The organism is Erwinia typographi, from assembly GCF_000773975.1.
GTDB lineage: Bacteria > Pseudomonadota > Gammaproteobacteria > Enterobacterales > Enterobacteriaceae > Erwinia > Erwinia typographi.
In genome coordinates, this window is sequence record NZ_JRUQ01000027.1 from 1 (window position 1) to 20,729 (window position 20,729).

21 protein-coding genes are annotated in these 20,729 nt (G+C 54.6%); 5 read left to right on the plus strand and 16 right to left on the minus strand.

The window, feature by feature from the left end; translation table 11 throughout:
- Nucleotides 1-378: 378 nt before the first annotated feature.
- The 7 genes from NG99_RS07325 to dusB all read right to left on the minus strand — a co-directional run bounded on the left by NG99_RS07325 (nt 379) and on the right by dusB (nt 7,292).
- The gene (locus NG99_RS07325; RefSeq protein WP_034890299.1) at nt 379-1,140 is read right to left on the minus strand and encodes an amino acid ABC transporter ATP-binding protein; all 762 of its coding nucleotides are present in this window, start codon (nt 1,138-1,140) and stop codon (nt 379-381) included.
- A gap of 8 nt (nt 1,141-1,148) precedes the next feature.
- Complete coding sequence (locus NG99_RS07330) at nt 1,149-2,249, minus strand: amino acid ABC transporter permease (RefSeq protein ID WP_034890302.1); 1,101 nt, start codon at nt 2,247-2,249, stop codon at nt 1,149-1,151.
- 15 nt (nt 2,250-2,264) lie between these two features.
- Nucleotides 2,265-3,443, minus strand: a complete 1,179-nt coding sequence (locus NG99_RS07335) for an amino acid ABC transporter permease (RefSeq protein WP_034890305.1) — start codon at nt 3,441-3,443, stop codon at nt 2,265-2,267.
- 68 nt (nt 3,444-3,511) lie between these two features.
- On the minus strand, nt 3,512-4,537 hold the full coding sequence (locus NG99_RS07340) for an amino acid ABC transporter substrate-binding protein (RefSeq protein ID WP_034890308.1): 1,026 nt from the start codon (nt 4,535-4,537) through the stop codon (nt 3,512-3,514).
- 348 nt (nt 4,538-4,885) lie between these two features.
- Entirely contained in the window at nt 4,886-5,806 is a 921-nt protein-coding gene (gene lpxP / locus NG99_RS07345; RefSeq protein WP_034890310.1) for a kdo(2)-lipid IV(A) palmitoleoyltransferase, read from the minus strand.
- Nucleotides 5,807-6,005: 199 nt separating this feature from the next.
- Complete coding sequence (gene fis / locus NG99_RS07350) at nt 6,006-6,302, minus strand: DNA-binding transcriptional regulator Fis (RefSeq protein WP_000462905.1); 297 nt, start codon at nt 6,300-6,302, stop codon at nt 6,006-6,008.
- 24 nt (nt 6,303-6,326) lie between these two features.
- Nucleotides 6,327-7,292: a tRNA dihydrouridine synthase DusB gene (dusB, locus tag NG99_RS07355; RefSeq protein ID WP_034891030.1), complete on the minus strand. Its 966-nt coding sequence runs from the start codon at nt 7,290-7,292 to the stop codon at nt 6,327-6,329.
- A gap of 101 nt (nt 7,293-7,393) precedes the next feature.
- Here dusB and NG99_RS07360 point away from each other — a divergent pair, with 101 nt between their 5' ends.
- On the plus strand, nt 7,394-7,693 hold the full coding sequence (locus NG99_RS07360; RefSeq protein WP_034890322.1) for a hypothetical protein: 300 nt from the start codon (nt 7,394-7,396) through the stop codon (nt 7,691-7,693).
- Here the strand turns inward: NG99_RS07360 and prmA are convergent.
- From prmA to acuI, 9 genes are all read right to left on the minus strand, one after another.
- Nucleotides 7,683-8,564: a 50S ribosomal protein L11 methyltransferase gene (gene prmA / locus NG99_RS07365; protein ID WP_034890325.1), complete on the minus strand. Its 882-nt coding sequence runs from the start codon at nt 8,562-8,564 to the stop codon at nt 7,683-7,685. The genes NG99_RS07360 and prmA overlap by 11 nt on opposite strands.
- A gap of 15 nt (nt 8,565-8,579) precedes the next feature.
- A complete protein-coding gene (gene panF, locus NG99_RS07370; RefSeq protein ID WP_034890328.1) occupies nt 8,580-10,031 on the minus strand; it encodes a sodium/pantothenate symporter in 1,452 nt (483 codons plus the stop codon).
- Nucleotides 10,028-10,264, minus strand: a complete 237-nt coding sequence (locus NG99_RS07375; protein WP_034890330.1) for a YhdT family protein — start codon at nt 10,262-10,264, stop codon at nt 10,028-10,030. The genes panF and NG99_RS07375 overlap by 4 nt, the downstream gene beginning before the upstream one ends.
- Before the next feature lie 69 nt (nt 10,265-10,333).
- Nucleotides 10,334-11,683 (minus strand): acetyl-CoA carboxylase biotin carboxylase subunit, encoded by a 1,350-nt coding sequence (accC, locus tag NG99_RS07380; RefSeq protein ID WP_034890333.1) that lies wholly within the window; start codon nt 11,681-11,683, stop codon nt 10,334-10,336.
- Nucleotides 11,684-11,694: 11 nt separating this feature from the next.
- Nucleotides 11,695-12,168: an acetyl-CoA carboxylase biotin carboxyl carrier protein gene (accB, locus tag NG99_RS07385; RefSeq protein ID WP_034890335.1), complete on the minus strand. Its 474-nt coding sequence runs from the start codon at nt 12,166-12,168 to the stop codon at nt 11,695-11,697.
- 21 nt (nt 12,169-12,189) lie between these two features.
- Nucleotides 12,190-12,642: a type II 3-dehydroquinate dehydratase gene (gene aroQ / locus NG99_RS07390; protein ID WP_034890336.1), complete on the minus strand. Its 453-nt coding sequence runs from the start codon at nt 12,640-12,642 to the stop codon at nt 12,190-12,192.
- Between the two features lie 239 nt (nt 12,643-12,881).
- Nucleotides 12,882-13,484, minus strand: a complete 603-nt coding sequence (gene msrQ / locus NG99_RS07395) for a protein-methionine-sulfoxide reductase heme-binding subunit MsrQ (RefSeq protein ID WP_034890338.1) — start codon at nt 13,482-13,484, stop codon at nt 12,882-12,884.
- Nucleotides 13,484-14,488, minus strand: a complete 1,005-nt coding sequence (gene msrP / locus NG99_RS07400; RefSeq protein ID WP_034890340.1) for a protein-methionine-sulfoxide reductase catalytic subunit MsrP — start codon at nt 14,486-14,488, stop codon at nt 13,484-13,486. Before msrP ends, msrQ begins: the two co-directional genes overlap by 1 nt.
- Before the next feature lie 135 nt (nt 14,489-14,623).
- Nucleotides 14,624-15,601, minus strand: coding sequence for an acrylyl-CoA reductase (NADPH) (acuI, locus tag NG99_RS07405; protein WP_034890341.1), 978 nt, complete (start codon nt 15,599-15,601; stop codon nt 14,624-14,626).
- A gap of 220 nt (nt 15,602-15,821) precedes the next feature.
- Between acuI and csrD the strand changes: the two genes are divergently transcribed.
- The 4 genes from csrD to mreD all read left to right on the plus strand — a co-directional run bounded on the left by csrD (nt 15,822) and on the right by mreD (nt 20,723).
- Nucleotides 15,822-17,771 (plus strand): RNase E specificity factor CsrD, encoded by a 1,950-nt coding sequence (gene csrD / locus NG99_RS07410; RefSeq protein ID WP_034890343.1) that lies wholly within the window; start codon nt 15,822-15,824, stop codon nt 17,769-17,771.
- A 310-nt stretch (nt 17,772-18,081) separates the two neighbouring features.
- Entirely contained in the window at nt 18,082-19,125 is a 1,044-nt protein-coding gene (gene mreB / locus NG99_RS07415; RefSeq protein WP_003855260.1) for a rod shape-determining protein MreB, read from the plus strand.
- 72 nt (nt 19,126-19,197) lie between these two features.
- On the plus strand, nt 19,198-20,238 hold the full coding sequence (gene mreC, locus NG99_RS07420) for a rod shape-determining protein MreC (protein ID WP_034890348.1): 1,041 nt from the start codon (nt 19,198-19,200) through the stop codon (nt 20,236-20,238).
- Entirely contained in the window at nt 20,235-20,723 is a 489-nt protein-coding gene (mreD, locus tag NG99_RS07425; RefSeq protein WP_034890351.1) for a rod shape-determining protein MreD, read from the plus strand. The genes mreC and mreD overlap by 4 nt, the downstream gene beginning before the upstream one ends.
- Nucleotides 20,724-20,729: the final 6 nt, after the last annotated feature.

Genomic DNA, 20,729 nt, shown 5'->3' on the forward strand with positions numbered 1-20,729 from the left:
GAAGGGTGGCCTTTTTGCGTACAGGTCATTCCGAATCCCCGGAAAGCAGTAACGGGTTATCCGGGGCAGTTCGCTACTCTCAGAGAGTAGGACAGACAAACCGGGAGGTGCAGTCTGAACGTTGCAGAGCAACGGCCCGGAGGGTGAACGTGAGTTCATCAACTGCCAGGCATCAAACAAGTAAGAAGGCCACCCGGAAGGGTGGCCTTTTTGCGTTTAAAGCCTCCTGAATCCACAGGATGCTCAGCGTCTGGACTGATATGTCGCGAGATCTTCGGCATGTTCAGCGCAGTAAGCGTATTTTCCTTTGGTAATAAAAAAGCCCCGGTTACTCACCGGGGCTTGACCTTGCTACAGGTTGTTATCAATTAACTCACATCAATGGATAACTTGAGAAAGGAAGGCACGGGTACGTTCTGATTTCGGATTAGAGAAGAACTCTTGTGGCGGTGCCTGCTCAACGATCTCCCCACGATCCATGAAGATCACCCGGTCCGCTACCGTACGGGCAAAGCCCATCTCGTGCGTGACGCATAGCATGGTCATGCCATCTTCTGCCAGACCTATCATGGTATCCAGCACCTCTTTCACCATTTCCGGGTCCAGCGCGGAAGTTGGCTCATCAAACAGCATGATTTTAGGTTTCATGCACAGCGAGCGGGCAATCGCCACTCGCTGCTGCTGGCCGCCGGAGAGCTGACCGGGGAATTTGTGCGCATGTTCAGCAATGCGAACTCGATCAAGATAATGCATCGCCAGCGCTTCAGCTTCCTTCTTCGGCGTTTTACGCACCCAGACGGGGGCCAGCGTGCAGTTTTGCAGCACGGTCAGATGGGGGAACAGGTTAAAGTGTTGAAAAACCATGCCCACTTCAGTCCGTACGCGCTCAATATTACGCAGGTCGTCATTCAGGTGAATGCCGTCGACCACGATCCGGCCCTGCTGGTGCTCTTCAAGGTGATTGATGCAGCGGATAGTTGTCGATTTACCTGACCCGGAAGGGCCACAAAGCACGATGCGCTCGCGAGGTTTTACGTGCAGATTGATATCTTTCAGTACGTGGAACTGTCCGTACCATTTATTCACGTTCTCGAGCGTAATCATCATCGCGTCGTCGGATTGGATCATAGTTTGGGTCATTTTAAGCCTCAGTGCGGTGTACGCCCGGTGTGAAAACGCTTCTCCAGATACTGGCTATAGCGCGACATGCTAAAACAGAAAATCCAGTAAACCAGCGCGGCAAAGACATAGCCTTCTGTTGACATCCCTAACCAGGTAGGGTCAACCGTTGCTTGCTGTACGCTGCTGAACAGGTCAAACAGGCCGATGATGATCACCAGGCTGGTATCCTTAAACAGGGCAATGATGGTGTTCACCAGCCCCGGAATAACCAGCTTTAACGCCTGCGGTAGGATAACCAGCGCCTGCGTCTTCCAGTAACCCAGCGCCAGCGATTCGGCGGCTTCATACTGACCTTTTGGCAGGGCCTGGAGCCCACCCCTTACCACTTCAGCGACATAGGCTGACTGGAAGAGAATGACCCCAACCAGCGCGCGGATCAGTTTATCAATACTGCTGCCTTCAGACATAAACAGCGGCAGCATGACCGAAGACATGAACAGCACGGTGATCAGCGGGACGCCACGCCAGAACTCAATAAATATGATCGACAGTGAGCGTACGACCGGCAGGGTTGAACGCCGTCCCAGGGCCAGTAAAATGCCCAGAGGCAACGCACCGGCAATGCCGACAGAGGCGATAATCAGCGTCAGAGTCAGACCGCCCCACTGACGGGTCTCAACCCGCTCCAGCCCAAAGAATCCCCCATACAGCAGCAGCCAGACAATCACCGGATAGGCCACGGCCCAAACGGCGATATACAGCCCACGGCGAGGCATACTTTTCAGGAACATCGGCAAAATGGATAGCAGGCCAACAACCAGCGCCAGATTGATGCGCCAGCGCAGCTCGTGCGGGTAAAGGCCATACATAAACTGGCCGAAGCGTGCGTGGATAAACACCCAGCAGGCACCCTCTTTAGTGCAATCCGCTCGCGTTGTGCCAATCCAGTTAGCCTGGAAGACCAGCCAATTTAGCGCAGGGGGAATAACCGTCCAGATGACCCAGAGACAGAACAGGGTCAGCAGCGAGTTCCCCCAGCTGGAGAACAGATTTTTTCTTACCCAACTGACGGTACGTGAAAAGGCAGTCGTCGGCACGGGCGGCGTTTCGTGAGTAGCTAAAGTCATAGTGATCCCGTTCTCTTAACGCTCAATCAGGCGGATTTTGCGGTTATAGATATTCATTAACAGCGAAATCAGCAGGCTGATGATCAGATAGACACCCATCGTAATAGCGATGGTCTCTATTGCCTGACCGGTCTGGTTCAGTACCGTCCCGGCGAACAGCGACACCATATCGGGGTAGCCAATCGCTGCGGCGAGCGATGAGTTTTTCACGATATTCAGGTACTGGCTGGTTAACGGTGGGATGATGACGCGCATGGCCTGCGGAATGATAACCTGACGCAGCGTGACCGGATTTGGCAAGCCCAACGAACGTGCGGCTTCGTGCTGTCCGTGCGGAACCGACTGGATACCGGAACGGATAACTTCAGCAATGAAAGACGACGTATAGATCGACAGTGCCAGGGTTAACGCCGCCAGTTCGGGGATCAGGGCAAAGCCTCCGCGGAAGTTAAAGCCACGAAGCTCAGGGACATCCCAGTGCATAGCCGCACCAAACCCCATCTGGGCAATGAGCGGAAAGACGATCAGCATCGCGAGGGCGGCAGGCCAGGTCCGGCGGAGCTGACCCGTTTTCAGCTGGTAGGCTCGGTTATAGCGAAACAGCGCGACCATTCCCAGTACGGCCAGGGCAATAGCAATGATAAATGGCCAGGTACCGGCAGCGTACTGCGGCCAGGGAATATAGAGCCCCCGGTTACTGACAAACGCTAAATCAAAGGCGTTCACTGCCTGGCGTGGGCCTGGCAGATTGCGTAACACCGCGAAGTACCAGAAGAAGATCTGTAGTAACGGGGGGATATTACGGAACGTTTCGATATAGATATTGGAGATTTTTCGCAGTAGCCAGTTGTCTGACAAACGCGCCAGGCCGATGAAAAAGCCCAGGAAAGACGCGAAAACGATACAAAGAGCAGAAACCAACAGCGTGTTGGTCAGGCCGACGAGAAACACGCGAGCGTAAGTATCCCCCTCTGTGTACTCGATCAGATGCTGAACGATACCAAAGCCAGCGCTACGTTCAAGGAAACCAAAACCGGAAGTAATGCCGCGGCTTGCCAGGTTGATGACGGTATTGTGGATCAGATACCCCGCCACGGCTAAAACAGCGACAATCGCAATGATCTGGTACAGCCAGGCGCGCACCGCAGGATTGCTGAATGAAAAATCCCTTTTTACGGTTGGGCGTTGAGACATGTTGAAACCTCAGTGACGAAAATTCTGGCGAAGGCACCGGCAGGCCGGTGCCCTGTTAACGGTGGGAATTAACGTACTGGCGGAGCGTACTGGATGCCGCCTTTGTTCCAGAGGGCGTTCTGACCACGAGCAATTTTCAGCTGGCTGTCTTTACCGACGTTACGGTCAAAGACTTCCTGATAGTTGCCAACCTGCTTAACGATGTTATACGCCCACTTGTTGTCGAGCTTGAGGTCTTTACCAAAATCACCCTCGGCGCCCAGCAGGTGAGCCATATCAGGAGTGGTTGGCTTAGCCGCCATCTGATCAACGTTCTTAGAGGTGATACCCATCTCTTCGGCATTCAGCATGGCGAACAGGGACCATTTCACGATGGTAAACCAGTCATCATCGCCACGACGCACCACTGGCCCCAGCGGCTCTTTAGAGATCACTTCTGGCAGCACGATGAATTCGTCAGGTTTGCCCAGTTTGATGCGCAGCGCGTACAGCTGTGACTGGTCGGAAGCCAGGGTATCGCAACGGCCGGTATCCAGCGCTTTCGCGGATTCGTCAGAACGGTCGAAGGTTACCGGGGTGTACTGCATATTGTTAGCTTTGAAGTAGTCCGCTACGTTCAGTTCGGTATCAGTACCGGCCTGGATACAAACGGTTGCGCCATCCAGCTCTTTAGCGCTTTTCAGCCCGGCTTTCTGGTGAGTCAGGAAACCGATGCCGTCGTAGTAGTTCACGCCAGCGAAGATAAAGCCCATGCCGCCATCGCGCGCAGAGGTCCAGGTGGTGTTACGAGACAGAATGTCCACTTCGCCTGACTGTAGCGCGGTGAAACGCTCTTTTGCCGTCAGCGGGGTATATTTTACCTTGGTGGCATCGCCAAACACGGCCGCCGCTGCCGCACGACACACGTCCACATCAATGCCACTGAACTTGCCGCTGGCATCGGCAAAGGAGAAGCCAGGCAAGCCATCACTGATACCGCATTGAACAAAGCCTTTCTTTTTAATGGCATCCAGGGTGGCGCCGGCATGTGCCTGATTTGCAACGGCAAACAGCGCTGCAGCGGCAACCAAAGTGGAGAGCATCATTTTTTTCATAAAGCATCCTGTGTGGCGAAATCATTTTTATGTTTAACGCACGCTGTGGTGCACTTTTCCTGTCTGTGGCCTGAGCCATCCACGACACTGCAAAGGTAATGCCAAAATTGCAGAGCCCTGAATTTGTTGGAAAGGGTTGCTAATAATTAGTAGCACTTTGAAAGTTTGCCTAATGTCGCGCACTACAGGGGGGCAAAAATAGATGGATTGGTCACAAACGGTGCAAGGTGTTTCACTATATGAAAGCAATGTGAGCAAAAGCGCAGATTATGTTATGGATATGTAATGAAACGGGCGCGGCCAGCTCCCAAAAATGTGAGCTGGCTTCAGAAAAGGAGAGGGCAGGAATTAATAAAGAGAGTTAGCACCGGTTGGGCGGGTCTTAAAACGACGGTGGAGCCACATATACTGATTCGGCGCCCGCATGATTTCACGCTCGATCACCTTGTTCATGTAGGCCGCGGCCAGCTGCTCATCGCCGATAGGATAGTCTTTGAGTTCCGGCTGGATGACCAGCTCGTAGCCGCTGCCGTCTTCATTACGAATTAGCACCACGGTGATCATTGCGGGCTTAGCCATGCGGGCAATCATCCAGGTGCCGCTGGTTGTTGCGGCCTGGGGTACGGCAAACAGTGGCGCAAACACGCTGCCTTTGGGGCCATAGTCCTGATCGGGAGCGAACCAGACGGCCTCTCCCTGCTTCAGCGCCTGCACCATTCCTCGCAGGTCGCGGCGGTTAATCATCGCTTTGTTGGAGCGCATACGGCCTTTGGTTTGCACCCACTCCATAAGCTTGTTGTTGTGGGGACGGTACATGGCCATCATCGGCTGGCACAGGCCCATCGCCCGTCCCCCCAGCTCCAGAGACATGAAATGGACGCCGATGATCAGAGCGCCACGTCCTTGTTCCTGTGCCGCTTTCAGGTTGTGCAGCCCGTTAACGGTAAACCAACGTTTCACCCGGCGATCCGACCAGAACCAGGCCATGCCCGTTTCCAGCAGGCCCATACCCAGTGACTCAAAATTTTTCACGATGCGCATTTCGCGCTGATCGGCAGGCATCTCCGGGAAGCAGAGCTCAAGATTCCGGCGAGTAATACGGATGCGGCGTTTCAAAAACCGCATAGAGGTCCGGCCCATCCATGTGCCCAGCTTTTGCAGAAGCGGGAAGGGCATCTGAACCAGCAAAAACAGAAGTCCCAGTCCGGCCCAGGTTAACCAGTAACGTGGGTGCATTAAGCTGCGGGTGAATCGGGGTGAAGACTTCATAATTCTCTCTTTAAGCGTGCATGGGGTATGTAGCGCATAGAGACGTTAATCAGCAGCGGTACATAGGATCTGACAACATTATCGACAGGAAGTTGAAGCAGACGTTGATATTTTACACGATCAAGACAATTCTGGCCCTGTAAGGCAATAAAAAAGGCGCTATCGATAGGGTAGCGCCTTCATCACAATGAACCGAAACTTAGTTCATGCCGTATTTTTTCAGTTTCTTACGCAGAGTGCCACGGTTGATGCCCATCATCAGGGCCGCACGGGTCTGGTTGCCACGGGTGTATTGCATCACCATGTCCAACAAAGGCTGTTCTACTTCAGCCAAAACCAGCTCATACAGGTCATTGACGTCCTGACCATTCAGTTGAGCAAAATAGTTCTTCAGTGCCTGTTTGACCGAATCACGCAGTGGCTTTTGCGTCACCTGATCCTGTGAGTTAACGGTTGAAACGGTCAGTACGTCAGAATTTACGCGTTGTTCGAACATAGTTCTGTCAGCTCTTTATTTCTATTAGGCAAGTTTTTCGAAGTATGCTTCCAACGCCTCCAGCTGTTCGCTGGCATCCTCTATGGCGTTGAATGTGCGCCGAAACTGGTCGTTTGGGGCATGCTCCTGGAGATACCAGGAGACGTGCTTCCGGGCAATACGGTATCCCTTGCGATGACCATAAAAGTCGTGCAGTTCCCGTAGGTGCCCGATGAGCAAGCGCTTAACTTCAGCCAATGGCATCGGTGCCAGCAGCTCCCCAGTGTCCAGATAATACTGGATTTCCCGGAAGATCCACGGTCTTCCCTGAGCCGCACGTCCTATCATCAGGGCATCAGCCCCCGTATAGTCAAGTACGGCTCTGGCTTTATGCGGGTCAGTGATGTCGCCATTCGCGATAACGGGAATGGAAACATTCTGCTTAACTGTCCGAATGCTGTCATATTCAGCTTCGCCGTTGAACAAACACGCGCGAGTGCGTCCGTGAATGGTCAGGGCCTGAATACCGCAGCGCTCAGCCAATTGGGCAATCTCAACACAATTCCGGTTGTCTGGATCCCAGCCGGTGCGAATCTTCAGCGTGACGGGAACGTCCACCGCATTCACCACCGCAGAGAGGATAGACTTCACCAGCTCCGGATGTTGCAGCAGGGCCGAGCCTGCCAGCTTGCGATTCACCTTTTTAGCCGGACATCCCATGTTGATGTCAATCACCTGCGCGCCAGATGTAGCATTGATGCGTGCGGCTTCAGCCATCTCATGAGGGTCACAACCGGCAATTTGCACGGTACGGATACCGGGCTCTTCACTGTGAACCATACGCAACCGGGATTTGTCGGTGGCCCAGACTTCAGGGTTAGACGACAACATCTCGGAAACGGTCATACCAGCGCCCATTGCATAACACAGGGTCCGGAAAGGCCTGTCGGTTATTCCGGCCATTGGTGCTGCAATCAAACGATTACGAAGCTGGTGGTTTCCAATGCGCATGAAAAAAAAGTGACCATAGTGTATCCACAAGGCGGCGTATATTACGCATTTTTCGAAGAAGATGAAAGGACAAACTTTGAACAATTCACTGCGGAAGATCAATGTTAAGTGGCAAGTCTTTTAGACTGTCTTTTTTTGTTGTTGTTTTTCAATTGATTAATGAAAGTCGATTAAAATACAAACTAATTTTTTTCTTTTTTTATGGGCTTTCTGACCGGATAAAAGACACCGCATACCCCGATTTACGGGACATGCGGCGGATGAAATTCCTAAAACCAGACGATCCCACCTTTCAGGCGGCTGAAAGGTTAGCTTACGATTATGCAGCCGTTAATGGGCTGCACCGGCCGGTTATTTTTGCTGACCCTGGGCGCTGGCAACACGACGTTTCTAAAGCTTAACGCCGGTGATCCTGCACCACTCTTCTTTCTCCGCCACCGCATCGAGCGTAAACAGCGCCTGATAGGCTTCACACACGCTTTCTGCCTGGCTTGCCAGCACGCCGGACAGGCCGAGATGACCCCCTTTGACTGGCAGCACGCCGATCAAAGGCGCAAGCTCGCGCAGCGGGCCAGCGAGGATATTGGCAACAACCACGTCGGCGCTCAGGTTTTCGGGCTGCTCATGCGGCAGATAGAGCGAAAGACGGTCCGAAACGCCATTACGCTGCGCGTTATCGCGACTGGCCTGGATCGCCTGCGGATCGATGTCGATCCCAATGGCGCTGGCGGCACCCAGCTTCAGTGCGGCAATGGCCAGGATCCCGGAGCCGCAGCCAAAATCGATCACCGTTTTGCCTTCCAGATCCAACCCGTCAAGCCAGCTCAGACAAAGTGAGGTAGTAGGGTGCGTGCCGGTGCCAAAGGCCAGACCGGGGTCCAGCATAACGTTGACGGCATTAGGGTCCGGCACGTCGCGCCAGCTTGGACAGATCCACAAGCGTTGACCAAAGCGCATCGGGTGGAAGTTATCCATCCACTCACGTTCCCAGTCTTTATCCTCAATCTGTTCGATTTTATGCGCAAAGCCGCTACCCAGCAGGGGACAAGCTTCCAGGCCAGCAATGACCAGCGCCATATCCGTTTCGGCATCGAATAAACCGATGGCATCGGTATCTCCCCATAGCAACGTTTCGCCGGGCAGAGGTTCGAAAACCGGATTGTCGTGCGTATCCTGGAACGTGACCGAGACAGCCCCGTTCTCGATCAGCGCATCGCCCAGCTCTTCAGCCTGGGCGCCGGTGGTATTAATTTTCATCTGTATCCAGGGCATGGCAATTCTCTTTATTCAAACAGGGGGGACGGCCTGCGCTGCCGGGGCAGCGTCATGGCCAAAACGATTACCGATCGCAAAAGCAATCAGGCTAAGAAGTAGCGACGGCACAATCGGGTGGAAGCCCCACGGCTGTAGCGAAAGGCTGGCCAGCAGGGTATAGCAACCGGCGCCGATAATCATACTGCTAAGCGCGCCAGTGGCGTTGGCTTTTTCCCAGTATAGCCCCAGCACCAGCGGCCAGAGGAAAACCGCCTCAAGGCCGCCGAAGGCCAGCAGGTTCAGCCAGATAATCATCTCCGGCGGATTCCATGCGGCCAGCAGCAGCAGCAGCCCAAGTATCAGGGTGATCGCCCCGGACATCTTCTTCAATAAAGGCTCGTTATCCATGTGCTGAGGACGCAGCCGTAAAAAGAGATCTTTGACGATGGTCGCCGATGATTGCAGAAGCTGGGCATTGATCGTCGACATGATCGCCGCCATCGGCGCGGCAAGGAAAATCCCGGCGGCGACAGGCGGAAGAACGCGGATCATCAGCGTTGGGATCACCTGGTCGGGAATGGCCAGATCCGGCATCACCGCCCGGCCAAGCGCGCCAGCCAGGTGCATACCAAACATCAGGACCGTCACCACGATGGTTCCCAGCACGATCCCCCGGTGGACGGCCTTGCTGTCTTTGTACGAGATGCAGCGCACGGCGGTATGCGGCAGGCCAATAACGCCAAAGCAGACCAGCACCGAGAATGAGGCAAGGAAGGTCGGGCTGAGAATATTATCAACGCCTTCAGGCGATACCAGCTGCGGGTCAATTTGCTGAAGTTTATGTACCGCGCTGTGCATCCCGCCAGCGGCATGGATCACCGCAAACAGCAGCAGGAACGTGCCTGCCAGCATCACCAGCCCCTGCATGGCATCATTCAGCACGCTGGCCCTGAAGCCGCCAAATGCGGTATACAGCGCGATTGTGCCGCCAAAAATCAGCAGGCCCGTGTCGTAGGGAATGCCCGCAGCCGTTTCTAACAGGCGCGCTCCGCCAATAAACTGCACGGTCATCGCGCCGATAAACGCAATCAGCAGGCTGAGGCTGGCGAACCACACCAGCAGCGGGCTGCGATAGCGGGCGTACAGGGTGTCGTTCAGCGTGACGGCGTTATAACGCCTCGCGAGGATAGCGAATTTCTTGCCCAGGATGCCGAGTGAGAGCCAGACGGCAGGCACCTGCACCATTGACAGCAGGACCCAGCCAAGGCCGTACTTGTAGGCGGCGCCCGGGCCACCAATAAAGGAGCTGGCGCTGATATAGGTGGTCGTCAGCGTCATGGCCAGCACGAAGCCTCCCATTGAGCGGCTACCAAGGAAATATTCGGTCAAAAAATTGCCTTCGCTGCGCTGACGCATGGCATACACCGAGAGGCCGGCAACCAGCAGCAGATAGGCAATCAGGGGCAGGATGATTTCAAGCTTCACTGTTCATCTTCCAGAGAGATATCACGAAATACCAGCCTGATCATCAGCCAGCAGAGCACAATAAACAGCGCTGGAACCAGCAGGCAGGCTAACTCAAACCAGTGCGGCAGGCCGGTAATGCCCTGCTTATCATCCGCCAGCAAGGGCACCAGCGACCAGGCCGCAAGATAGGCGACGGCCAGCCAGAATGACCAGCCGGCCTCGCGATGAGCCTGAACGAAACGGTTATCCATCTACTACCTCAGCTAAAAAACCAAAGAAAAAGGCCGGTCAGACCGGCCTTTTTTCAGACGTCAGCCCGATCAGGTTTCCTGCAGGCCGAGTTTCTTCTCCAGATAGTGGATATTGGTGCCACCGTGCTGGAAGTTCTCGTCGGACATGATCTTCATCTGCAGCTCAACGTTGACCTTGATGCCGTCGATGATCAGCTCCGCCAGCGCATTTCTCATGCGGGCGATAGCTACTTCACGGGTTTCGCCGTAAGCGATCAGTTTACCAATCATCGAGTCGTAGTACGGCGGCACGGTATAACCAGCGTAGATATGCGACTCCCAGCGCACGCCAAAGCCGCCGGGCGCGTGGAAACGGGTGATCTTGCCAGGACTTGGCAGGAAGGTGTTCGGATCTTCGGCGTTGATACGGCATTCAACCGCATGGCCACGGATTACCACATCTTCCTGTTTGATCGACAGAGGCTGACCGGCAGCGATACGCAGCTGCTCTTTGATCAGATCCACGCCAGTGATCATCTCGGTAACCGGATGTTCAACCTGGATACGGGTGTTCATTTCAATGAAGTAGAACTCACCGTTTTCATACAGGAACTCGAAGGTGCCTGCGCCACGGTAGCCAATTTCGATACAGGCTTTAGAGCAGCGATCGCCGATAAAGCGACGCATCTCTGCGGTGATCCCCGGCGCTGGCGCTTCCTCGACCACTTTCTGATGGCGGCGCTGCATGGAGCAGTCGCGCTCGGCGAGATAGATCGCGTGGCCCTGGCCGTCAGCCAGCACCTGAATTTCGATGTGGCGTGGATTTTCCAGGTACTTTTCCATATAGACCATATCGTTGTTGAAAGCCGCTTTGGCTTCCGCACGGGTCATATTGATGGACTGTTCCAGATCTTTTTCGCTGCGCACAACGCGCATACCACGACCGCCGCCGCCGCCGGAAGCTTTGATAATCACCGGGTAGCCGATCTGCTTGCCGAAGGCACGGTTTTTCTCCATGTCATCGCCAAGCGGGCCATCCGATCCCGGTACGCAGGGGACGCCTGCTTTTTTCATCGCGTTGATAGCGGAAACTTTGTCACCCATCAGGCGAATCGTTTCGGCTTTAGGACCGATGAAGATGAAACCGGAACGCTCTACCTGCTCGGCAAAATCCGCATTTTCGGACAGGAAGCCGTAGCCTGGATGAATGGCGACGGCGCCAGTGATCTCGGCAGCAGAGATCAGGGCAGGAATGTTCAGGTAGCTTTTCACTGACTGGGCAGGACCGATACAGACGGTTTCATCTGCCAGCAGCACATGTTTCAAATCGCGGTCCGCGGTGGAATGAACGGCGACAGTTTTGATGCCCAGCTCTTTACACGCACGCAGAATGCGCAGCGCGATTTCACCACGGTTAGCTATTACAATTTTATCCAGCATGGTTCGCCTCGTTATTCGATGACTACCAGCGGTTCGTCAAATTCAACGGGTTGACCGCTTTCGACCAGAATCGCTTTCACAACGCCGGATTTATCGGCTTCGATCTGGTTCATCATTTTCATCGCTTCAACGATGCACAGAGTGTCACCAGCATTCACTTTCTGCCCCACTTCCACAAACGCCTTAGCGTCCGGGCTTGGCGTGCGGTAGAAGGTGCCAACCATCGGTGAACGTACGATGTGACCACTGATCTCTGCGGCAGCCGGGGCTTCCATTACCGGTGCGGTAGCCGGCGCAACGGCGTTAGCCAGGGCTGGCTGCTGCTGCTGCATCATAGGCGCGGCATAGTGCTGCATCATTGGGTAGCCAGGGTTGGCAGGCGCACGACTGATGCGAACGGACTCTTCACCTTCAGAAATTTCCAGTTCAGCGATGCCCGATTCTTCAACCAGTTCGATCAGTTTTTTAATCTTACGAATATCCATGAGTGTGGTTCCGTACTCTGTTTAATTAGATTGTGACAGGCGTTTAACCGCCGTCTGTAAAGCCCAGGAATAACCGTCGACACCAAGTCCACAGATTACGCCGGCAGCAATATCAGAAAGATAAGAATGGTGGCGGAAAGGCTCGCGAGCATGCACATTCGACAGGTGAACTTCAATGAATGGGATACTTACGGCTAACAAAGCATCCCGAAGCGCAACGCTGGTGTGAGTGAATGCCGCCGGGTTAATAACGATGTAATCGACATTGCCTTTTGCTTCATGAATGCGGTCAATTAACGCATGTTCCGCATTGGACTGAAGATGGCTCAGCTGCACGTTAAGCGCATCAGCCTGCGAGCTAAGATCGCTGACGATTTCTGCCAGGGTCGTACTTCCGTACTTTTCCGGCTCACGCGTGCCGAGAAGATTCAGATTGGGACCGTTCAAGAGCAGTATGTGAAACTTATCAGTCATCTTGCTGCTATCTCCTGCGATAATTGAGGCATCGCACAAAATACAACGCGAAAAGCCATTTGTCACCCTTCCTGGTGAAATTTGGCCTTTCTGCCAGTATGAGGTCGGGCATTATAACGATTTCGTGGCAATTAGCAGCTAAATACTGGTCTTATCAGCGAAGATTATCAACCACCTGGCCAAACGGGCAGGTGATTTACTGTCGGAGTTGTGGGGCAGGACACACTCCTGGCGGTGATTCAGCGTAGCCACTGGCGAAATTTTTTGTAGCGCCATACCAGCAAGATCGCCGCAATTAGCGCGTAAATCCACGGTTGGGGAGAGAAAGTCTTCACCGACCACAGATAGTGTATGGGAGCAAGGATCAGCACCAGATAGACGCCGTTATGTAAGGTTTGCCAGCGTCTTCCCAACCTGCGCTGTGCTCTCTGGAAGGAGGTCAGCGCCAGCGCCAGCAATACCAGCCAACTGATGATGCCTAACGTCAGATAAGGACGCGAGATCAGTTCCGAGCCGAGCAGGCCGAGATTGCTGATACCCAGCTCCAGCACGGAGTAGCTGACCAGATGTAGCGTCGCCCAGGCAAAACACCACAGGCCCAGCAGGCGGCGCACGCGAATCAACAGTGGTTGTTTGCCGTAGCGCGCCAGCGGCGTGACCAGCAGCGTGCCGAGCAGGAATTTAAGCGCCATTCTGCCGGTAAAATGCTGTATATCTTTTGCCGGATCGGCGCTGAACCAGCCCTGATCTATCGACAGCAACAGCCACAGCAGCGGCAAAAAGCCCGCCAGATGCAGGGCAACCTTCAGCCAGGTAATTTGCCTGGCGCTTAAGCGTACCACTAGAAGTTCTCCCGAAGGTCCAGGCCACGATAGAGCGAGGCTACCTGTTCAGCATAGCCGTTAAACAGCAGCGTCGGCTGGCGCTTAACGTCGAGAATGCCGCCGGACCCGATAAAGCGTTCGGTTGCCTGTGACCAGCGGGGGTGGTCGACATGCGGATTCACGTTACCGTAAAAACCATATTCGTTAGACGCCAGCAGATTCCAGGTCGTTGGCGGCATATCTTTCGCCAGCGTGATTTTGACAATCGATTTAATGCCTTTGAAGCCGTATTTCCACGGCACGGTCAGGCGAATTGGCGCGCCGTTCTGCGGTGGCAGAGCCTTACCGTATACGCCGGTCGTCAGCAGGGTCAGAGGGTGCATCGCTTCATCAAGACGCAGGCCTTCAACATAGGGATAATCAATCCCTCCGCCGATAAAGCGGTCTTTCTGTCCCGGCATTTCATCGGGCGCATAGACCGTCTGAAACGCCACGTAGCGTGCATTGCTGGTGGGCTCAGCCGCCTTCAGCAGCTTGCCCAGTTCAAAACCTACCCACGGTACTACCATCGACCAGGCCTCAACGCAGCGCATACGATAAATACGCTGTTCCAGCGGGAAGCGCTTAAAAATGTCATCCATCGACAGCGTCATCGGTTTGGCAACTTCTCCACCGATTTCGATCTTCCAGTCCGTCGTTTTTAACGTCCCGGCGTTAGCAGCAGGATCGGCTTTATCCAGACCAAATTCGTAGAAATTGTTGTAGCCGGTCACTTTATCTTCCGGCGTCAGGGTCAAATCAGCCTGATATTTGGCAGGCTTGCTGAAGTCAAGCGGCTTGCCTGACGGCGCTTTGGGGCGATCGTTGCCTTTGAACCAGGAAAGGACATCGGCATGGGCCACGGAGGGCAGCGCCAGGGCTGCTGCGCTGATGCCAAGCGTTTTTAGCATATCGCGACGGCGGGTATTAAAAATGCTTTCGGGAGTGACATCGTTTTCAGTGAGTTTATCAAAGGGTTTCATCAGGCGGCCTCCACAGGCTCTTTCTTCTCTTCCCTTCAGCATGACTACTGACTCACTTTTCTGCGAGTTAAGGCCGGAAAATATGAAATTTCCTGGAAGAAAGACCCCCTTCCTCCAGGAAGGAAGGGAGGAGGACTAGCGGATTTTTACCAGCGTTCGCCCCTGGATCTCGTTATTGAGCAGCCGGGCTGCGCTTGACGGCGCTTCTGCGAGAGAGATCTCCAACGCGGCCTGTTGATAAAAGGAAGCAGGCAGCGTTTTTACCACGCGTTTCCAGGCTTCTGCCCGGCGCGCCGATGGCGTACTGACGGAATCAACGCCCTGCAGGCGCACGTTGCGCAATATAAAAGGCATGACGGTGGTAGGCAAGGCAAAGCCTGCCGCCAGCCCGCAGGCGGCAACCACGCCTGAGTAATGCATTTGTGCCAACACGTTGGCTAATACCTTGTCACCGGCGGTATCTACAGCGCCAGCCCAGCGCTGTTTATCCAGCGGCCGTGGCTCACCGCTGAACGCATCGCGGGAGAGAATCTCTTTTGCGCCAAGCTGCCGGAGGTAGTCATGGGTTGATTGTCGTCCGCTCACGGCAACAACGTGATAGCCCAGCGCGCTAAGCAGCGCAACGGCGGTACTGCCTACGCCGCCGCTCGCTCCGGTCACCAAAATTTCGCCGCTCTCCGGCGTAATGCCGCCTTCTTCGAGCGCCATCACGCAAAGCATCGCGGTGAAACCAGCGGTGCCGACGATCATCGCTTTGCGCCCGTCCAGCCCTTCCGGCATGGACACCAGCCAGTCAGCGTCCACCCGCGCCTGCTCTGCAAGGCCGCCCCAGTGATTTTCGCCCACTCCCCAACCGGTGAGCAACACCGCTTGCCCGGAGTGGAAGCGGGGGTCTTCGCTGTGGTGTACCTTACCGGCAAAGTCGATGCCCGGCACCATTGGGAACTGACGGATAATTTTTCCTTTGCCGGTAATGGCCAGCGCATCCTTATAGTTCAGGCTTGACCAGTCGATATCGACGGTAACGCTGCCAGCGGGAAGATCGTCGGAAGAGAGTTGCCTGATGGCGGCTACGGTCTTACCTTCTGCTTGTTCAAGAACCAACGCTTGCATGAGAATCTCCTGAAAGTGAAGTCAGCAAATTGAGAGGTAAAGTGACTGACAACTATACTCCCGATAATGGTGACTATTCTGAGATCCGACAAGTAAACGTCAGGCAGGATGTGGTATTTTCAGCGGCAGCCTGTTTTCTGGGCGGAAAAGATACAACCATTTTTAACGGCACTGGTTGAGCTCGCGACGGCGGTTCTCAAACCACAGAATGGGCACAGGGATGCGATTAACCACCAAGCTTTCTACAATGATCACCCTTTTTAGCGCACTGGCAATGTTACTGATGCTGGTGGGCTGCATTGTCAGTTTTTTTTACCTCAGTATGCAGCGATCCGAAAACCGCCTGGAACTGATGGCGGAAGAAGTGGACACGGCGCTGATAACGGAATCACCGGAGCAGATTTCTCAATGGCTACGCAATGTTATGGGGCCGCTGCAAGTTGTCCGCACGGAACTGATTAAGGATAATCAGCCGCAGCTTACCGTCGTACATTATCAGGGGCCGGTGCTGAATGATGAGCCGAACCAGTACCGTGAAACGATCCTCCCTTTGCAAAATCATCCCGGCTATTCGCTGCAAATTCAGTGGGTCGACTCGACCAAGACCTGGGTGCAATCCTTTATTGGCGCCTCCATTCTCAGCGTGGTGATCGTGGTCGTCGCCATGCTCGCCATTATCCTTTTTATGACCCATCGCTGGCTGTACCGTCAGTTGGAGGGGATGGAGCGTCTCGAATCCAGAGCGGGCAAAGTGATTAAGGGCGAAAGAAGCACGGTTAAGCCTGGAACCGTGCTTGAGTGGCCCCCCAAAGCCAGCAGCGCCATTGATTTGCTGTTGGCCGATCTGCATGAAGCTGGAGAACAGCGCATCCGGATTGATACGCTGATCCGCACTTTTACCGCACAGGATGCGAAAACCGGCCTGAATAACCGGCTGTTCTTTGATAATCAACTGGCGACCATGCTGGAAGAGAACGACACCGGCGGTTCACACGGCATGGTGATGATGATCCGCCTGCCCGATTTCGACACGCTGCGGGACAACTGGGGGCATAACCAGACCAAAGACTATCTGTTTGCGATGGTCAATTTGCTGTCAACCTTCGTGATGCGCTATCCCGGCGCTTTGCTGGCGCGCTATTTCCGCAGCGATTTTGCCGTACTCCTTCCTCACCGCAGCCTGAAAGATGCCGACAGTATCGCCTCCCAGCTGATCACCGCCGTGGATGCGCTGCCGCCCACGCGGATGCTGGATCGGGAAGATATGATCCACATTGGCATCAGCGCCTGGCACAGCGGGCAGGCAACGCAGCAGGTGATGGAGAATGTTGAGCTGGCGACGCGTCATGCGGCGCTGCTGGGAGGCAATAACTGGTCGGTGGGGGAAGCCCCGCAGCAGGAACTTGCTCGCGGTAGCGTGAAATGGCGAACGCTGCTGGAGCATACGCTGCACCGTGGCGGCCCAAGGCTCTATCAGAAACCGGCGGTGACCAGGGAAGGCCGCGTCCATCATCGGGAAATGATGCCGCGGATTTTTGATGGCGAAAAAGAGCTGCTGGCCGCAGAGTACCTGCCTTTTATTCAGCAGATGGGTATGGCTGAAGGTTACGATCGCCGACTGGTCAGCCGAATTCTGGCCCTGCTGCCGATCTGGCCTGAGGAGACGCTGGCCGTTCCGCTGACCGTCGACGCGCTATTGCAGCGTCCTTTCCAGATTTGGCTCAGGGATATGTTGCTGCAATGCACTAAATTTCAAAGAAACCACATTTTATTTGAACTTGCTGAAGCTGATGTGTGTCAACACATCAGCCGTTTGGGTAATGCTTTTCGTTTGCTTAAGGGATTTGGCTGTCGAATCGCCATCAATCAGGCTGGATTAACGGTAGTGAGCACCGCCTATATCCGCCAGCTTGAGGTGGAACTGATCAAGCTTCACCCCGCGCTGGTGAGAAATATTGAGCGCCGCACGGAGAATCAGCTTTTTGTCAGGAGTTTGCTGGAGAGTTGTACCAGGACTTCTACCCAGGTTTTTGCCGCTGGCGTCCGTAGTCGATCGGAGTGGCAAATCCTTATGGACCTAGGTGTGGCGGGCGGTCAGGGCGATTTTATCGCGTCCTCACAACCGCTTAATACCAGCATGAAAAAATATTCGCAAAGATATCAAGTTTAATCTGCCGTTATGCTGGATTTCACGTAGAATAGCCGCGCGGCTGTGGTGCCGGCATTGGGCTACTGGTCAGCCAGTGACCCAGAAATGTTAAATTTTATGTACGTAATAGTCGTCCGTCGGCTCTCAGCGCTTCGCGTTTGGCCTTAATGCTGGCTGGTTTGTAACGCGGTTTAACTGGCGCGACGCTGGCGCCGGATAGCGTGATTTTTCACCGAAGTAGAACGTTTTTGCGCCTTGCCGCTGCTTCGTGTGGTTGGTAAAGTAAGCGGATTTTATTTTTCGCCCCCAGCTTGCAGGATTATCCTTTAGTATGTTTAAAAAATTCCGTGGCATGTTTTCTAACGACTTGTCCATCGACCTGGGTACCGCCAATACCCTGATTTACGTGAAAGGGCAGGGTATCGTGTTGAACGAGCCTTCCGTCGTTGCCATCCGTCAGGATCGTGCCGGTTCCCCTAAGAGCGTTGCGGCAGTCGGTCATGATGCAAAGCAGATGCTGGGGCGTACCCCCGGTAATATCGCCGCTATCCGGCCAATGAAGGACGGCGTAATTGCCGACTTTTTTGTCACCGAAAAAATGTTGCAGCACTTTATTAAGCAGGTTCACAGCAACAGCTTCATGCGCCCAAGTCCGCGCGTGCTGGTCTGTGTGCCGGTAGGCGCTACTCAGGTGGAACGCCGTGCTATTCGTGAATCCGCACAGGGTGCAGGCGCGCGTGAAGTGTTCCTGATTGAAGAGCCGATGGCTGCCGCCATTGGCGCAGGCCTGCCCGTTTCTGAAGCGACTGGCTCGATGGTGGTGGATATCGGTGGCGGTACGACTGAAGTCGCCGTGATCTCTCTTAACGGGGTGGTTTATTCCTCTTCCGTACGTATTGGTGGCGATCGCTTTGATGAGGCTATTATTAATTATGTGCGCCGTAACTACGGTTCGCTGATTGGTGAAGCTACCGCTGAGCGTATTAAGCACGAAATCGGCTCTGCTTATCCGGGCGACGAAGTGCGTGAAATTGAAGTCCGTGGCCGTAACCTCGCTGAAGGAGTGCCGCGCGGCTTTACCTTAAACTCTAACGAGATTCTGGAAGCCCTTCAGGAGCCGCTGACCGGCATCGTCAGCGCCGTGATGGTTGCTCTGGAACAGTGTCCGCCAGAACTGGCATCTGACATCTCCGAACGCGGCATGGTCCTGACCGGTGGTGGCGCCCTGCTGCGTAACCTCGATCGTCTGCTGATGGAAGAAACCGGAATTCCGGTTGTGGTCGCAGAAGATCCGCTGACCTGCGTTGCACGCGGTGGCGGTAAAGCGTTGGAAATGATCGACATGCACGGCGGCGATTTGTTCAGCGAAGAATAATTTGCCTTAAGGAGTGTGGGCAAGCCTGGTTCTACACTCCTTTTTCAAGATGTCGAGGAATACGCCGAGTTTATGAAGCCGATCTTCAGCAGGGGGCCTTCCCTGCAATTACGCTTATTTTTAGCGGTTATTGTGGCCATAGGCGTGATTATCGCCGACAGTCGTATGGGCGCTTTCAGCCAGATACGCACCTATATGGACACGGCGGTCAGCCCATTCTATTTTCTGGCCAACGGGCCACGTCAAATTCTGGACAGTGTTTCTGAAACACTGGCCTCCCGCCAGCAGCTAGAACTGGAAAATAAAGGCCTGCAGCGCGAGCTGATGCTGAAGAACAGCGAACTGTTAATGCTGGGGCAGTTTAAGCAGGAAAATGCGCGCCTGCGCGAGCTCCTCGGTTCACCGCTGCGTCAGGACGAGCATAAGATGGTCACTCAGGTGATCTCTACGGGGACCGATCCCTACACCGATCAGGTGGTGATTGATAAAGGCAGTATGAACGGCGTTTACGAAGGCCAGCCGGTCATCAGCGATAAGGGCGTGGTCGGTCAGGTGGTCGCCGTCGGTAAAATCACCAGCCGCGTGATGCTGATTTGTGATTCTTCCCATGCTTTACCCATTCAGGTGCTGCGTAATGACATCCGCGTGATTGCGGCGGGCAACGGCTGCACCGAAGATCTTCAGCTGGAGCATCTGCCTGGCAACACGGATATCCGCGAGGGCGACGTATTGGTGACTTCCGGGCTGGGCGGCCGTTTCCCGGAAGGCTACCCGGTTGGCGTAGTTTCCTCGGTCAAGCTGGACACCCAGCGCGCGTATACCGTTATTCAGGCCCGACCTGCCGCCGGTTTGCAGCGCCTGCGCTACCTGCTTCTGCTGTGGGGAGCCGATCGTAACGGCACCATGCCCATGGCGCCAAATGAAGTGCATCGCGTGGCAAACGAGCGTTTGATGCAGATGATGCCGCAGGTATTGCCTGCCGCCAGCGAACTGATGGGGCCGCCCGCTCCGGGGCAGCCTGCTGGTCAGGCTACGCAAGGCCAGATCGCGCCCGCCGTGGTGCCAGCTTCCCCTCGTCAGGCCGATCCTGCCGCCCGCGGAGGCCAGCCTTGAGTAACTATCGCAGCCATGGACGTTGGGTTATCTGGCTCTCGTTCCTGGTCGCGCTGGTTCTGCAAATTATGCCCTGGCCGGAACAAATCTACATGTTCAGGCCCTCGTGGCTGCTGCTGATCCTGATTTACTGGGTGCTGGCGCTGCCTCATCGCGCGAATGTTGGCACGGGCTTTGTGATGGGATCTATACTGGATCTCATCTCTGGTTCGACGCTGGGCGTGCGTGCTCTGGCATTCAGCATCGTGGCTTATCTGGTGGCGTTCAAATTCCAGCTGTTCCGTAACCTTGCGCTCTGGCAGCAGGCGCTGATGGTAATGGTGCTGTCCCTGGCTATGGATGTCATTGTATTCTGGGTTGAGTTTTTAGTGATAAACGTCTCGTTCCGCCCTGAAATTTTCTGGAGCAGCGTAATAGACGGTATCCTCTGGCCCTGGCTGTTCTTACTGATGAGAAAAATACGCCGCCAGTTTGCCGTACAATAAGGAAGA